This is a genomic window from Paenibacillus sp. RUD330 (genome assembly GCF_002243345.2).
Taxonomy (GTDB): Bacteria; Bacillota; Bacilli; order Paenibacillales; family Paenibacillaceae; genus Paenibacillus_O.
Genome location: NZ_CP022655.2, coordinates 2,506,915 through 2,521,973, shown reverse-complemented (window position 1 = coordinate 2,521,973; position 15,059 = coordinate 2,506,915). Strand labels below are relative to the sequence as shown.

Annotated in this window: 14 protein-coding genes; 3 read left to right on the top strand and 11 right to left on the bottom strand. The window is 62.1% G+C overall.

The features are described 5' to 3' along the window. Positions 1 to 78 precede the first annotated feature (78 nt). Positions 79 to 627, bottom strand: a complete 549-nt coding sequence (locus CIC07_RS11470; RefSeq protein ID WP_234992919.1) for a DUF309 domain-containing protein — start codon at positions 625 to 627, stop codon at positions 79 to 81. A 194-nt stretch (positions 628 to 821) separates the two neighbouring features. Here CIC07_RS11470 and CIC07_RS11465 point away from each other — a divergent pair, with 194 nt between their 5' ends. Both CIC07_RS11465 and CIC07_RS11460 read left to right on the top strand, forming a co-directional pair. Continuing rightward, positions 822 to 1,253 (top strand): hypothetical protein, encoded by a 432-nt coding sequence (locus CIC07_RS11465; RefSeq protein ID WP_076356188.1) that lies wholly within the window; start codon positions 822 to 824, stop codon positions 1,251 to 1,253. Positions 1,254 to 1,259: 6 nt separating this feature from the next. Then, the gene (locus tag CIC07_RS11460) at positions 1,260 to 1,538 is read left to right on the top strand and encodes a DUF2653 family protein (RefSeq protein WP_048749306.1); all 279 of its coding nucleotides are present in this window, start codon (positions 1,260 to 1,262) and stop codon (positions 1,536 to 1,538) included. Between the two features lie 77 nt (positions 1,539 to 1,615). Here the strand turns inward: CIC07_RS11460 and CIC07_RS11455 are convergent, their stop codons facing one another. From CIC07_RS11455 to CIC07_RS11440, 4 genes are read right to left on the bottom strand one after another with little or no spacing between them, the layout of a single operon-like run. Then, positions 1,616 to 2,848, bottom strand: coding sequence for a beta-ketoacyl-[acyl-carrier-protein] synthase family protein (locus CIC07_RS11455; RefSeq protein ID WP_076356190.1), 1,233 nt, complete (start codon positions 2,846 to 2,848; stop codon positions 1,616 to 1,618). Beyond that, complete coding sequence (locus CIC07_RS11450) at positions 2,845 to 3,309, bottom strand: SRPBCC family protein (protein WP_076356192.1); 465 nt, start codon at positions 3,307 to 3,309, stop codon at positions 2,845 to 2,847. Before CIC07_RS11450 ends, CIC07_RS11455 begins: the two co-directional genes overlap by 4 nt. A 38-nt stretch (positions 3,310 to 3,347) precedes the next feature. After that, positions 3,348 to 4,571 carry an NAD(P)/FAD-dependent oxidoreductase gene (locus tag CIC07_RS11445; protein WP_157741898.1) on the bottom strand — a complete coding sequence of 408 codons (1,224 nt, stop codon included), beginning with the start codon at positions 4,569 to 4,571 and terminating at the stop codon, positions 3,348 to 3,350. Next, positions 4,498 to 5,196: a methyltransferase domain-containing protein gene (locus CIC07_RS11440; protein ID WP_157741897.1), complete on the bottom strand. Its 699-nt coding sequence runs from the start codon at positions 5,194 to 5,196 to the stop codon at positions 4,498 to 4,500. The genes CIC07_RS11445 and CIC07_RS11440 overlap by 74 nt, the downstream gene beginning before the upstream one ends. A gap of 193 nt (positions 5,197 to 5,389) precedes the next feature. On the opposite strand from CIC07_RS11440, the gene CIC07_RS11435 reads away from it, so the two are divergent. After that, complete coding sequence (locus tag CIC07_RS11435; RefSeq protein WP_234992920.1) at positions 5,390 to 5,767, top strand: nuclear transport factor 2 family protein; 378 nt, start codon at positions 5,390 to 5,392, stop codon at positions 5,765 to 5,767. 158 nt (positions 5,768 to 5,925) lie between these two features. On the opposite strand, the gene CIC07_RS11430 is transcribed toward CIC07_RS11435, so the two are convergent. From CIC07_RS11430 to CIC07_RS11405, 6 genes are all read right to left on the bottom strand, one after another. Next, positions 5,926 to 7,098 carry a response regulator gene (locus tag CIC07_RS11430; protein WP_076356196.1) on the bottom strand — a complete coding sequence of 391 codons (1,173 nt, stop codon included), beginning with the start codon at positions 7,096 to 7,098 and terminating at the stop codon, positions 5,926 to 5,928. Then, positions 7,095 to 10,211, bottom strand: coding sequence for an ATP-binding protein (locus tag CIC07_RS11425; RefSeq protein ID WP_234992941.1), 3,117 nt, complete (start codon positions 10,209 to 10,211; stop codon positions 7,095 to 7,097). The genes CIC07_RS11430 and CIC07_RS11425 overlap by 4 nt, the downstream gene beginning before the upstream one ends. 178 nt (positions 10,212 to 10,389) lie before the next feature. Then, positions 10,390 to 10,671: a hypothetical protein gene (locus CIC07_RS11420; protein ID WP_076356200.1), complete on the bottom strand. Its 282-nt coding sequence runs from the start codon at positions 10,669 to 10,671 to the stop codon at positions 10,390 to 10,392. Positions 10,672 to 10,791: 120 nt separating this feature from the next. Continuing rightward, complete coding sequence (locus CIC07_RS11415) at positions 10,792 to 11,631, bottom strand: DegV family protein (RefSeq protein ID WP_076356202.1); 840 nt, start codon at positions 11,629 to 11,631, stop codon at positions 10,792 to 10,794. A 122-nt stretch (positions 11,632 to 11,753) separates the two neighbouring features. Then, positions 11,754 to 12,821 (bottom strand): glycoside hydrolase family 113, encoded by a 1,068-nt coding sequence (locus CIC07_RS11410; protein ID WP_083688007.1) that lies wholly within the window; start codon positions 12,819 to 12,821, stop codon positions 11,754 to 11,756. Positions 12,822 to 12,826: 5 nt separating this feature from the next. After that, entirely contained in the window at positions 12,827 to 15,055 is a 2,229-nt protein-coding gene (locus CIC07_RS11405) for a cellulose biosynthesis cyclic di-GMP-binding regulatory protein BcsB (protein WP_076356206.1), read from the bottom strand. Positions 15,056 to 15,059: the final 4 nt, after the last annotated feature.

Sequence of the window (15,059 nt, the reverse complement as noted above, 5' to 3'; positions counted from 1 at the left end):
CCTCAAACCAACAAAGGCTTATCCGATATCGGGCCGCTGCCCGATTCGGATAAGCCTTTTGGTTCCGCATCGAAGCGGTCAGCCTCCGCCTCGCGCCGCTTCTCTCTTGAGTCGGAGCGACTGCTCCCGCGCTTGTACGACCTCGCTGCGGTCGCGCGTCAGATGGCGGTGAACCAGCTCGTCGCCCGCCACGATATCGCCGCACCAATCCAGCCCTTCCGCGGCGCAGCGCTCCCTGCAGGCAGCCGCCAGCTCGCGGTCCCGGATCGGCAGCGTCCAGCAGGAGTAAGGAATTCCCTCGCCCCGCTCCAGCAGCGAGGCGGCTTCGTCCAGCTGCCTGCGGAGCAAGCCGCCGTCAAGGCCCGCCTGCTCCAGCAGCGGCGGCGACAGCCTTTGCCAGGCGGAGCGCAGCATTTTGCGGGCTCCCTCCCGGTTGCCTCGCCGCAGATGGTATTGGCCGACGGCAATCTGAATCAGTCCGTGCCAGAGCTGGGCCTGCTCGTCACCGGGATGCTCCTTCCAGTATTCCTCCAGAATCTCGTGGCATTCGAAGTAATCTCTCGTCCCGTGGAACTCGGCGAGATATCGGATATAGGCATCGGGGTATTTGTGGGAGATCAGCATCATGCTCGCCAGCCTTCCTATCTATTATGGTCCAACCTGCCGACGGCAGATTGTGAAATAAATCTCAAGCACATCTACATAAAAATGAAACCTGACTATCATCATAGACGTATACACACCCAAACGCAATGGAGGTTCATGCCGAGAACCCGGCGTTCATACCATCACTTACCACTCGGAGGGGGACTCTTCACGACATGAAAAAAGGATTTATTCTGATGCTGGCCTTTACGGTTCTGTTCGCCTTCACGGCGGCGGGAACGGTTGACGCCAAGCGCGGCGGCATGAAATCTCCGCGCCAGAGCTTTACGCAGACTCCAAAAAAATCGACCGAGAACGTACAGCGGGCGGACACCAATAAAACCCCGGCCGCAGGCGCGGCAGCCGGCACGACGGCGAACCGCGGCTTCTTCAGCGGCGGCGGCATGATGAAAGGCCTCATGATCGGCGGCCTGGCAGGACTGATGTTCGGCAGCATGTTCTCCGGCATGGGCTTCATGGGCGACTTCCTCGGCCTGATCATCAACCTGCTCGCGATCTACATCCTGTTCATGGTCATCCGGTCCATCGTCGTCCACTTCCGCAACAAGCGCAAGGCCGCGACCGACGACCGCCGCGGGCCTTACTGATCGCCGATGCGGATTCTGACGGACGAAATCATCAACGCCGTATGCCTCAGCGAATCCAGCCGGCGCGGGCTCCAGCCCTCGCAGGTCGAGGTGCAGCTCGGCTGGGACGAGGAATACGGCTTCTCCGCCGAAGTATTTATCGGCGACCGATCGCATTACCTCGTCGAGGCCAACCTCAAGGAAGCGATCGAGCAGTACATGTTCAAGGAGTACGGCATGCGCGTCTATCGTTCCCAGATTACGCTGGACGCCGACGAAGAGTTCTGGGCGGATATCGCCGAATAGAGCTCCAAGCCGAAAAAGCTTCCCCTTCATCTCGGATGAGATGGTCAGGGGAAGCTTTTTTTCGTGTTCCGATGGAACTATCTGCTGCGGAAAGCGAGCGTCGCATTGATGCCGCCGAAGCCGTAGGAATTGGACAGCGCCGCATCGAGTCTCTTGTCCCGTCCATGCCGGTAGACGAGATCGAGATCGGCCGCCTCGTCGGGTTCCGTCAGGTTGGCCGTCGGCGGCAGCCATCCATGATGCAGGGACATGCATGTAATGGCCGCCTCGATCGCTCCCGACGCTCCGAGCGGATGGCCGTACAGCCCTTTCGTGCCGCTGACCGCCACCGGACGGCTGCCGAATACGCTGCGGATGACCTTCGATTCGGTCACGTCGTTGAGCAGCGTCGAAGAGCCGTGGGCGTTGATGTAGCCCACCTCCTCCTGCAGCATGTCGGCGTCGCTCAGCGCAAGCCTCATCGCCCGCTGGGCCTGCGTGCCGCAAGGGAGCGGAGCGCTCATGTGATGGGCGTCGTTCGTCACGCCGAAGCCGCTGATCTCCGCCAGGACGCGGGCTCCCCGCGCTCGGGCATGGCCTTCCTCCTCGATGACGAGCACGGCGGCCCCTTCCCCCATGACGAAGCCGTCCCGCGTGCGGTCGAACGGGCGGCTGGCCCTTCCCGGCTCGTCGTTGCGCGTAGACATCGCGCGCAGCAGGTCGAAGGCTCCGAACGACAGCGGAGAGAGCGGAGACTCCGCGCCTCCCGCGAGCATGACGTCGGCTTCGCCGCGGCGGATCGCCTGGAGCGCCCTGCCTATGGCCACAGCGCCCGAGGCGCAGCTCATCGCGTTGGTCTCGTTCGGTCCGTTGAAGCCGAATTCCATCGCCATGTTGCAGGAGGAAGCTCCTCCGAAGACGGAGAAGCCGAGCGTCGGCGATACGCTCCGGTAACCGCCGGCCATGTACTGGCTGCACTGCTCCTCGGCGTAGGAGATGCCTCCCAGCGCGCTTCCCATGAAGATGCCCGTCCGCTCCGGATCCAGCGCTCCGGCCTCGATGCCCGCATGCCGCAGCGCCATCCGGCCGGATGCGATCGACAGCTGCGAGTACCGGTCCGTGCGATGCGCCCGTTTGCGGTCCATATAGTCTTCGGCCCGAAAGTCCTTGATCTGGGCTGCGATCCGGCTTTTCAAGCCTTCCGGAACGAAGCGGTCGATCGGCCCGACGGCGCTTTCTCCCCGGCGCACCCCTTCCCAAAGAGCTTCGGCTCCAGTGCCGATCGGCGTCACGCATCCGATCCCCGTAATGACTGCCCTGCGGTCGCTCATGAACGATGCCCCATTCCGGCGGCTTCCGCCGCGAATTTGATTCCTGCCAAGGTCCGGTCCGCGATGACTTGCACGAAGGCCGGTCCTATGATGCCTCTCGCAGCCAGGCCGCCTACCGGCGGACGATCCCATTCATGCACGATCGACGCCCTCGTGCCCGCGCCGCTCGGCTCCAGCTTCCACTCCACGTCCATCCCCTTCGTCACCCCTTCGATATGCCGGTACAATACCCGGCGCTCGTCTTCTCTCGACTCCATCCTGCTCACCCACCACACCGGCCATCGCAGCCTGCCGAAATGCCTCCATGCGGCCATTTTCACGATGCCGTACTCAGGAGCTCCGGTTCGAAACGACACGGAGCGGTAGTGATGCAAATGAACCGGCCACTGATCGACGTCCCTAGCGAAAGGAAACACCTCGTCGGGCGCTCTGTCGATGTAAATTTCATTATACGTATGCATAGCTGCACTCCTCCTTCGGGATGGGCTGTCTGATCGGGTCAAGTAACGCCGCCGCAATCGCCGATCCATGCAGCGAGCCGGCTCCCGGCTCCGGGCGTCCGGCCCAATACGCGGATGGAAGCTTCGAACAGTCGGGGCCGCGCCGACCCGAATTCGATCACCCGCTGCAGGGCCGCGGCAGCCGCGAATTCCTTCCGATAGAGCCGGCCGTACACGCCGAGCTGACGCTCGTCTCCGGTTTCGACCGCCCGCAGCAGCAGCGGCGCGGCCAGCTCGGCGCTCCTGAGCGCCCGATAGATGCCCTGGCCGGTGAGCGGATCGTAATATCCGGCCGCATCTCCGACAAGCACGATGCGTCCGGAGGCCGGCTGCGGAATCGGCTGATGGAACGGACCGCATGCGAGAGGCTCGTCCTCTAGGACGGCTTGACGGCAGCGCTCCTCCAGCTGGGGGCGCCTCGACAACTCCCGCAGCATGGCGGCGCTCTTGTTCCTGCCTTCCTCCGCCCATGCCGAGCCTGCCGGCAGAACAAGCGTCACATTGGCGGCATCTCCTTTGAGCGGGGCGATTCCAAGCGTCGAGCCTTCCTTCAGATGCAGCTCCACCCTGTCGCGAAGCTGCTCGATGCCGCTCATCCGCGCCGTAATGGCGATTTTGCGCAGCGCTCCCCATGGAGCTCCAAGTCCGGATGAACGGGCGACGGCGGAGCGGATGCCGTCCGCGCCGGCCACATAACGGGCTCGAATTTGGAAGCTGCCGCTGCCCGCCTCCCCCTCCACGAGGCAGCCGCCTTCATCGTCGCGCATCGCCCTTCGTACGCGATGCTCCTGCAGCACTTCGGCACCGGCAAGCTCCGCCTGCTCCAGCAGCCAGCCGTCCAGCTGATCGCGGCGGCAGGAAAACCCGGCCGCGCCGCCAGGGAACTCCGCTTCCATGCTTGCGGTCCCGCAGTGCAGCAGCCAGCCGCGAAGCGGATGCCCGAACGTCTCGGCCGGACCTGCCGCCCCGCCCTCGCGCCGTTTCCCGGTCAGCCTTTCCAAGGCGGCTGCCGCGCCTGGATTCAGCGACTCTCCGCAGGGCTTGCCTCTGGGATGCCGCCGCGCCTCCAGCAGAGCCGTCTTCAGCCCGGCTCTCGCGAGCGTCCACGCAAGAGCGCTTCCGGCAGGACCTGCTCCCGCCACGAGCACGTCATACACGGCTGAGCAGCGCCAGCCGGCAAGGAAAGTGGCGCTTGACCGTCGCTTCAAGCCCTGCAGCGGCAAGCAGCCGCCGCGCCTCCTCCGCCGTGAACGATCGCTGGACGGACAACGGACCGTCATGCCGCGTCACCGGGCTTCGCCACACCACCTTGGCGAGCAGCCTCGCGAGGCCGTATGCCGTGCGGCTCCGTTCCAGATCCGTGACGATCCAGCCCTTTCTCGCCACGCGATCCATCTCCCGCAGCATCGACACGGCATCCTCGTCGGTCATATGGTGCAGGGCGAGGTTGCTGAACGCAATATCAAAAGCTCCGTCGCCATAGGGAAGCTTGCGCCCATCCCCCTCATGGATGATGATGGAGGCGTGGGCTCCGATCCGCTTGCGGGCCAGCTTCGCGATGGACGGACTGATCTCGACTCCGGTCACCTCGAGCGGAATGCCCCGTTTCTCCGCCCACCGGCACAGAGCGAGCGGCTGATCGGCCATGCCGGTCGCCACATCGAGCACGCGGACGGGAGCGGAGCTTCCTCTCGAGCCCGTCAGCAGCCGTCCCAGATGCCGGAAGAGAGGCGGATTGCCCCCGAGCCAGCGATTGACCGCCCATACTTCCAGCAAGCTGGCCTCCAGCTCCTCCTGCGACAGAGCCTCCTCTTCATCCAGCCATTCCTTTCTCAGCTGACGCTTCACAGTCTGCTCCTCCTTGATTTTGTCGTCAGGCGTAGTATGCGCTTTATTTCCAAAACCATCCATCCGCAGCGGAAATGAAGTTGCCGGAGCAGGCATGCCAGAATATCCGACATTCCATGCCAATCAGCCGGGCCTTCGGCGGAGAATCCATGTTATACTCATGGAATATAATGGAATGAAAGAAGGGATAAGCTTGCATGGGATCTATTCCGTGATGGACAAGTATTTCCAGGCCTGGAACGACGGCTTCGTCAGCAAAAACGCCGATGCGATCCGTGCCATGATGTCGCCGGGCTTTGCCGGTTATTGGGCGCATTCGGGACTGGAGCGGCCGGATCAGTACGGGTTCGGCTATGATCTCGAAGGCGTTCTCAGCCAGTACGGGGAAGCTTCGAAGAGCTATGAGATCTCGGCTATCCAGGAGCGCAGGGAAGGCGGGGAAGTTCTCGTCCTCGGCAGGGAGATCAATCTGGTGGAGGGCACTCCGCATCCGGCTCGGTTCATGTTCGTATGGAGGCTGGAGGACGGACAGTGGAAGCTGGCGAGGGAATACATCGAACTGGAGAAATGAAAAAAGATCCCGCTCCACATCCCTTGGCCGGGATTGGGCGGGATCTTTCCAGCTTCCGTCTAAACGAAATACGTAAGGGGCCAGAAGACCATCGTCTTGGCGGCCATGAAGATATGGGTCCGCTTAGGACATCCAGCGAAGTCTGGCTGCAGCTTTCCTTAATCTTGGAATGGCGCGCCGGATTGAAGCGGAGGAGCGGCCGCGAACATGGCGGCAGGGGAAGCAATGATGGAATCGATGTCCAGCCAGCCGGCTTCCTCGGAATCCTCCAGCCATTCCTGCGCAAGGCCGCAATAGTCCCGCGCATCCTCCTCACGCCCGAGCAGCAGCAGCAGCGCGATCATCTTGGCATGCAGCCTTCCGCTGAGCGGCATGAGCTGCGCCCAGGTCTGCATCGGATTCAGAGCGATTTCGTATCGCTGCTGCCGCACATATACGCCGACCATGTCCTCCAGCAGATCGATGTAGCCGATCTCCAGCTCCGCCTGGCGCGGCGCCGCCCATTCATAACCGCTGCCCGCCAAATAGCCGTTGCCGTACAGCGTCACGGCACGCATCAGATGGCCGAGGGAGCGGGTCTCCTTGTAGAGGCGCCTTTCGGCGGCATAAGCGCCGATATCGTCGAAGGCGGCTTTCCAGCGGAGCATGTAGCTGCCTCCCGCCGTTCGGGCATGCTCGATGGCGTCCCCCAGGCCGATTGCCTCCATATCCTTGCGGAGCTGGTACACGGTCGTATGCAGGTTCGCCTGCGTCCGCTCGATGTCCCGTCCGAACCATAGCGCGTCCATGATCTGCGCCTTGCTCACCGGCTTGCCTTCGTGGGCGTGGAGGTAGGCGAGCAGCTCGCGCGATTTGGAATTGCGGAAGCGCAGCGGCTCTCCGCCGCCGGCGGCAACGCTGAACGGCCCCATGCTGCGGACCGACACCTGTCCATGCGCGGTTATGGCGGGAGCTTCATACGTCCTCGTCCTTTTGCCGTAGCGGGACCTCATCTTCTCCATATCCTCAAGCGTGGCCGGCTTCAATAGATAGTCCAGCGCCTCGACCTCGAAAGCATCCCGCGCATATTCATCATGGGCGGTCAGGAATACGATCTGTATTTCCGGAAAAATGTCCTTCAGCCTGCGGGCGAGCTCAAGCCCGTGCATGCCCGGCATCTCCATGTCGAGCAAGGCCAAGTGAATCGTCTCGGACGCCGTGAGCGCGTAGTCCAGCAGCGCGTTCGCCCGATCGAACAGCCCCAGCACCGCCATTCCCTCCAGCGATTCCAGCAGCTGGCCCGTCCGCCTGAGGGCCAGCTGCTCGTCATCCGCTGCAATTACTCCTATCATGCCGATCTCTCCCCTCCGGATGCAGCGGCGGCCTTCTTCGGAACCGAGATCCCGATGCGGGTTCCCCTGCCGGCCTCGCTTTCGATTTCCAGCCCGCTGCCATATTGGCGAAGCAGCCGCTTGTGAATGTTGCGCAGGCCGATTCCCCGCCCGTCCTGATTCTCTTGCTCGGCTTGGGCGAATCTCCGCAGCGCGGCATCGCTCATTCCCGGTCCGTCATCCTCGACGACGAGCCTGACGCTTCCGTTGTGCTCATGAGCCGCTACGGTCACCGTGCCGCCTTCCTCCTTGCGGGTCGCTCCATGCCTCACCGCATTCTCCACAAGAGGCTGCAGCGTCAGCGGGGGCAGCAGGCAGTCGATATCCTCGCCGATGTCGAGAAGGATCCGCAGCCTGCTGCCGAACCGGGCGGACTCGATGCGGAGGTAGGCTTCCGCGAGCTCGACTTCCTTGCGCAGCGGCACAAGCCGGTCCTTGTTCCTGAAGTCGAAGCTGCCGCGAAGATAACGGCTCAAATGAAGCAGCAGATCATGGGCTTTTTGCGGCTCGTCCAGCGAGAGGGCCACGATCGTATTGAGCGCGTTGAAAAGAAAATGAGGCTTGATCTGAGCTTGCAGATAGGCCATCTCCGAGCGAACCGCCGCTTCCGCGGAATGCCTCATCGCCAGCAGCGTCTTGGCGCGCGCGCGCATTTCGTACGCCTGGAAAGGCTTCGTCAAGTAATCGTTGGCTCCGGCTTCGAAGCCGAGCATGATGTCGTCCGGCCCGCTCCTGACCGTCGTCAGCAGAATCGGAATTTCGGCAAGGTCATGCCTGCTGCGGATTTCCCGGCAGACCTCGTAGCCCGACATGCCCGGCATCATGACATCCAGAAGGACCAGCCCGATGTCGCCGCTGCGGGCGCGCAGCAGCTCAAGCGCCTCTCTGCCGCTCGCTGCCGTGACGATCTCGTAGGGCTGGTCGGCGAAAATAGCCTTGAGCACGTTGAGATTGACGGGATCGTCGTCGACCGCCAGGATGACGGCGGCCTGCTTGCCTGCTCCGCTGCCGTCGGAAACGTTCATGAACGGGGCTTTCCGGCTGCGGGCTCCCGTCCTCTCCCCGGCGGGAGCAGCGGCCGCAGGGGATGGAGAAAACTGTCCGGCTGCCGTGCTGACGGGAAGTGTGACCGTGAACACCGAGCCCTTGCCGATCTCCGAATGGACGGCCATGGTCCCTCCGTGCAGCTCCACGAGACGCCGGGAAATGCCGAGCCCGAGTCCCGTGCCGCCGTATTCGGCCGCTGCGGATGTTCCCACCTGTTCGAACGAGCGGAATACCGCCTCGACCTTGTCTGCGGGAATGCCGATTCCGGTATCCGACACCTCGATCAGGATCAAGCCGCCTGCCGCCCTTGCCTTGACGCTGACTTCTCCTGCAGGCGTGAACTTGATGGCGTTTCCGATCAGATTGTACATGATCTGGTGGAACCGTCCCTCATCGGCCCATGCGGCTGGGAGGCTTTCCGGCCATTCCATCCGCAGCTCGACCGGCTTCTCGCCGATGTAGTGGAGATAGATTTCCCTCTGCGAAGACAGGGCGGCCCGGATATCGACCGGCTGCATATGGAGCTTGATGCCGTTGTTTTTGAGGAGTGAGAGGTCCAGGATGTCGTTGATGAGGCCCGACAGCCTCCCAGCCGCCTCCGCTACGGCGTCGAGCTGCTCTCTTTGGCGGGAGTTGAGCGGTCCGGACTTGCCTTCGCTCAGCGCAGCGGACAGGTTCATGATGCCATGCAGCGGGGTTTTCAGCTCATGGGACGTATTGGCGAGAAACTCGTCCTTCATCCGATCGGCGTCCATCAGCTCCTGCGACATTTTTCCGATGACCCGGTAGGCATGGGTGAACCTTCTTGCCAGCTCCAGCGCTTCGATGAATACCAGGAGGAAAAATCCGTAGGGAACAAGCTGAAGATCGATCCAGATCAGCTTGCCGCTGCTGTAGAGGATGTCATGGACAGCTGCGGCGATGAACAGCAGCCATCCGGCAAGCTGCAGCCATGCCCCGCTCTTCCCTCTCCAGACCGCCAGCGAGAAGCCGCATAAAATATAAGCCAGGACAGCCAGCGACAGCAGCTTGAAGGAATCCATCCCGCGGGTGAACGCTTCCGGCGGCAGGACAACGACGCTGGCGATGTACAGGCCTCCCGCAGCCGCGAACGCCTTGACGGCTCTGGAGCTGAACTCGGCCGGATAGAGCTCGCGCACGAACAGCGCGGCGAACGTAATGCCGCCATAGTAGGTGATGTATTCCGTCCGGATAAGGGCTTCGATCGGAACCGACGGAAGCCATTCCGTGAGGTACATGCCTCCGACGACCCATACCCTCGCCGCTCCGAGCAGGCAGCAGATCCCGAAATACAGCGTTGATTTTTCCACCCGCCTCAGCAGGTAAAGGGATATCTGGTACATTCCGAGCAAGGCGCAGCCGCCGAACACGGCCATATCCGCCATCATCCGCTGGCGGTCTGCGGCGGCGATCGCCTCCGCCGACCCCATCGTGATGCTGTACCAGATGCCTCCGCGCGGATACAAGGCGTTGGCCGCGTGAAGAGTAAGCACGAACTCCGGGGTACGCGGAGTGAAATAAACCGTCTGCGGCCGATACGCGGATTGGACGTCTTGAAGGTCGGGCACCGCATTTCCCGCCTTGGCGATCACTTCGCCGTCCGCCATGAGCACATAAGCAGGCGAGACCGCAGGGATGCGGATTCCGAGCTGGCCTTGCCGGCCGTCCGTGACCACTTTCAGCCGATAGGAGGCATACCCTTTGCCCGGCTTGCCGGAAGTCGTCCATTCCCCCGGGACTTGCGCCGTATCCCAGACAGCCGATGCCGAAGGAATGGAGCTGCGCGCCGGTCGCCGATCGGTTCCCCAACGAAAATCCCACGTCCCGTTCAGCCGGATGACTCCCTCCTTCGCGAGGTCCAGCCGGCTCAAATCGAGGACTCCGTTGTCCGGCCGGGGTCCCGTATGACGGGCTGCTCCACCCGTAACGGAAAGGACGAGAGCCGCCAAGCCTGCCAAGAGTACGGCGGCGAGCATGATTCTACGGCTAAGCCGTTTATGCCGCATCAACGATTTTACGTCTCCTCTCGTTCGTCGCATGGCCGCCGCACCGGAGTGCTCCGCCGATTGCCTTTTGAAAGAAACATCGGCAGCCCAGCCGGCGAAATGAAGACGGCCGGGCGGATATGCCGCGGCCGGCGGAATCGGTCATGGAGCCGATTCGCAGCCGAGAAGGCGGCCTGCTCTAGCGCCGCGGAGCCGTCTGTTTAAAAGCGAGGATGAAGGCGGCCGGATCCTCTTCCACGTTGAACGGGTACACTCCGGAGCTCGTATGCAGGTAAAGGATGCCAAGCTGTCCGCCGACGATCCGGTATGAAATGTCGTAGACGTCCTTCAAGAGGAAGCTTCTGCCTTCCGCCGTTATCGCTTCCCGGTCCAGCAGCAAGTCCAGCTCGAGGACGACGGTGTCCATCCCGGAGCCGTTCAACACCCGCTCCATCCTGACGTAGCGCTGTCTGGCCAGCATATCCTCCCGGCCTCCTTTCTCATGGCCGCTGCGGCACCGCCTTGCAGCCGTCATTAAAGCCTTTCAAGCCAAAAAAGGGAGCGGCGGCCGCATCCCTTCAATTCCCTCTATATCTTGGCATCAAAACGCGACGCCGATGCCGCCTTCGCCGGCATAAGTTCCCATGACAGGTCCCATGCTGGAGAACAGCACCTTCTTGAACGGATGCTTCTCCAGCACCCGATCCTTGAACTCGAGAGCGAGCTTTTCGCAGTTGCTGTGGACGATCGCGACAAAACCGTTCTCGTAGTCATGCTGCTTGTCCTCGAGCCTTGCGAGCAGAGAGTTCAGCGCTTTGCGGAAGCCGCGCGTCTTCTCTTCGACCTCGACGACGCCCTCTTCATTGATTTTGAGCAGCAGCTTGATGTTGAGCACCGATGCCACGCCGCCGGCAAGCCTGCTCAGCCTTCCGCCCTTGATGACGTTCTCGAGGCTGTCGAGCGTGAAGAAGGCGCTTGTCTCGAGCGCAAGCCCGCCGACCTTGTCCTTGAGCTCGTCAAGGCTGGAGCAGGCGAGGGCCCACTCGGCCGCCTGGGACACCACGAGGGACAGACCGCCGGAGAAGGTTTTGGAGTCGATGATTTCGATCCGGTTCGGCAGGCCCTCGTCCTCGTACAGCCCCTTGGCGATCAAGGCGGACTGATAGGTGCTGCTGATGTTCGAGGACATGCTGACGACGAGAATGTCTCGGCCGGCTTCTACGCCCTTATAAGCTTCCAAAAACGTATTCGGGCTTGGGCTCGCGGTCCGCGGAAGCTCCGGGCATGCCCGCATGCGGGCATAAAAGCTTGCGGCGTCGGTCTCATCCGGCATGAGCTCGTCCTGGAACGAGACGGGAAGATGAACGATTTTTATGGAATGGGCTGCAATGAAGTCGGTCGGGAGATCAGAACCGCTGTCTGTGATGATTTGAATAGGCATGGTGTAAGCGCTCCTTTCGGTGCTTCCATTATATCGAAACCGCTCCCCTCAAAAACAGTAACAAATATAACTTGTCAAAAAGCCCGATGTATGCATCGTCCAAGCCCGGTCGATGGCGAGCCTTACCAGGCGCGGATCGCTTCCGCGCTGTCGTCCGAAGGATAATAGTGCTTGTCCTCGCTTTTCTCGCCGACCGCGAATACCGAGAAGCCCAGGAACCCCGGCTTGCCGGAGAAAGCTTTCCCGTAGGCCTGGAACAGCCTCGCCTGCTCGGCACCGTCCTTCACGTCCGAAGGCGATGGATTCCAAGGCTCTTTGGCCGCATACTCGCGGGCCGGAAACCCGAGCTCGCCGAAGTAGACCGGCTTGCCCCATTTGCCGGACAACGCCATCACTTCGCTCACGACATCCTGGCCGCGGCCGTTCACCTCGGTTGAGCTCAAGGCCGATAACAGCTGCCTTGCCGTATTGACCGGCCGCTCCGCCAGCTCGAAATAGGCCGCGACCGTGATGAAGTCGGTGTCCGCCCATAGCGGGTTGTCGCGCTTGGCTTCGTAAGCGGCCGTGCCGGCCTCGTCCCATTCAGCCGTATACCACCAATTGGTTTTATACGTCAGAAGTCCGCTGTACTCGCGTCTCAGCTGCTGGAGCATGGAGCTCCACTCGCCGCTGAACCTCTCCAGATGCACGAGATTGGAGCCGGCGATCATGACATCGGCGTGATAAGGCTCGGCAACCCGGCGTGCGAGCGGAACAAGCACTCTGCTCCGCCAATGCTCGAAAAAGGCTTCCGCATCGTCCGGATTCCAGTCGGTCTCCGCCTCGCTGCCCCGATCGATCCATGGATAAGGCTCCACGATGATCCGCAAGCCCCGGCTCTGGAGCCGGGGAATGAGCTCGACGGCCTTGTTCAGGCTGGCTTCGTCAAGCGCCATGTCGCTCGAGCGCACGCTGCTTATTTCGACGGCGACCGGAACATTGACCGTGTTCAGGCCGAGCCTGCCGACATCCTCCAGCACTTGTTCCGGATTGTAATCGACCGACAGGTTGGCGGATTTCACCTTCAAGCTCAGGAAATCCGTCTTCTCCTTCGGTTGGGATGACGTCCACATCCATACCGCGGCGGCAAAAGCCGCTGCAGCCAAACCCGCTGCGAGCAGCATCTTCACGAGCCGTCCTATCGGGAACAAAGGCGTTACCTCCTCCGGTATTTGCGCAGATAGAAGACGATTCCCGCGATCAGGAGAAGCAGCACCGTGCCGAACAGAATCGTGAACAGCCGGGCTTGTCCCGTGCTCAGGTTCACTTTTTCGCTCAGGCTGTAGCTGTCGTCGCCGCTGAAGACATGGTTGGTCGCTTCTCCCCAGCGGTCGATCAGGACGGCGTTGCCGATCAGGCCGGAGGCATTTTTATCCTGCGCCAGGAACTTGCCTGCCAGCGCCAGATTCCGCTCGTCCGGCGCCGTGACGGCCAGCACGGCCGTTGCCGGGTCTGCCGGAGAAGGCACAAGCTGCAGGGAAACGAGCTGCTTCGCGAAATCGGGCAACAGCCTGCGTTTTTCATTGGACATGAAATAGCTGAAGGAGGAATCGTAGCGGAACCATAAGTTGCCGTTCAACGCCTTGAGAGCCGGGAGGCTGGCAGGCGTGCCGGCCGCGATGACATTGACGCCCTTGTCGCGCGAAGGATTCCACTTTCCTTCGGACAGCACCTTCAGGGAAGCGCTGTTGTCGGTCAGGGAACGGCCCAGATAAGATGCGGCTGCAGCCAGAAGCGAGTAGTCGTCCCCGTCCGGATCGGAAGGAAGCGCGAAAGCCGCATCGTTCCATTTGCCGTTCTTGATGAAGGGCCAAGGATAATAATCCAGAAGCATCGAGCGCTCATCCTTGGCCGGGAGGCTGACGGAGGAGGACGGGTCGATATAGGCCCACGGAGTCTGCTCTCCCATCGGCGCGCAGCTCAAATCGTTCATCTGCAGGTCGAACGCGACCGAGAACTCCAGATACGACAGCTTGGCCGCGCGGCTCGGAATGTTGACTTCCCACAAATCGCCGTCCGCCTTGGAGGCATCCAGCTTTTTGCTGCCGGCAGGAATTCCGTTCACATACAGCGTCGCGAGGGACTGGCCGAAATTCAGGTTCCGGGCATACCGGAGCTGGAACTTCGCTTTGGCTCCCGGAACGACGAGCTTGTTGGAGGGAAGCTTGATGTCGAACGTCGTCTGCTGGCGCAGCGGCCCTCTTACTTCCAGCCCGTTGTCGTAGCCGAGCTGCTCCAGCGTCCATGTATCGCCGGTCAAGCGGCCGGATGCCGGATTGATGTCCGTGCCGGCCGGAATGAGCGCGGACGAGTCGCTAAGCTGCGAGGTCATGTCCTTGTTCTGCAGCAGCCGGGCCGCCGTGTCGAGAACGGAGGAATCGTCTCCGCTGGCGATGACCATCAGGATGCGGTTCGGATTGTAGGGCGATACGGTGCGGAACAGCACCGGACCTTCCCCGATGCGGGATACCGCCTCCTGCGGCGCGGCGGAACGGATTTCCTCGGGCATTCCGGACAGCCGGCCTACGTAGATGAGATGATCGTTCCGATGGTCTCCGGCAACGATTGCCGCATGTTTGTCCATATGGAGTCCGACCAGGCCGTCCGGCGCATAAGAGCCCAAGGAAGCGGCGGCCTGAAGGGCGGCGGCCGTCTCCCCGTCGTCCGGCTGGTCGGGAAGGACGATGGAGGCGCCGATGCCGGACGTATCGCCTGCATCCTTCAGGAAGGGATAAGGGAATTGCGACAGCTCCAGGGAAGGCAGCTCGGAGCGGTAGCCGATCTCCAGCCAGGAGCTCTTCTGGACGGTCACCCAATTGTCCTTGTCCCGCTCGTCGACGCAAAATCCGATTTCACCGAATTCTTTGTTGCCGAGCCATAAGCGGATCTCATTGCTGCCTGAACGCCAGGCATCGGCCGGCACGGCTACATCGAGCCTTTTGCCGGTCTCGCCGTAACCGCTCAAAGCGTCCGAATGCACCGGCTTGCCGTTGATCTCGACGGTCAAGGAGCTGAGCGAGGCTTTGCGGCTTGCCCGGATATCGAGATGCAGCACGGACTGCTGCACCGACCATCGGGTGCCGAGATTGAAATAGGATGCCTGGGAGGCGTAGATGCCCTGAAGCCGCAGCTCCTGCGGGTACGGAAGCTTGGCCGCGAGCGTCGCGTCCGCATAATAGCGCGGCTGGCCGGCGGACGGCGCTTCCGCTGCAGTGGCCGCCGGCTCCGCGGCGGAAGGCGTTCCTGCCGCGCCTGCGGGCGTCTGGACGGCAGCAGGCGCTTGCGCCGCATGGGCCGCCGGCTCCGCTCCGGCGCTGCCCTCGCCGGCGAATGGCGCAAGCAGGATGGACGCCAGCAACAAGGCGGCGATCGCTTTTATGTGCATTTCA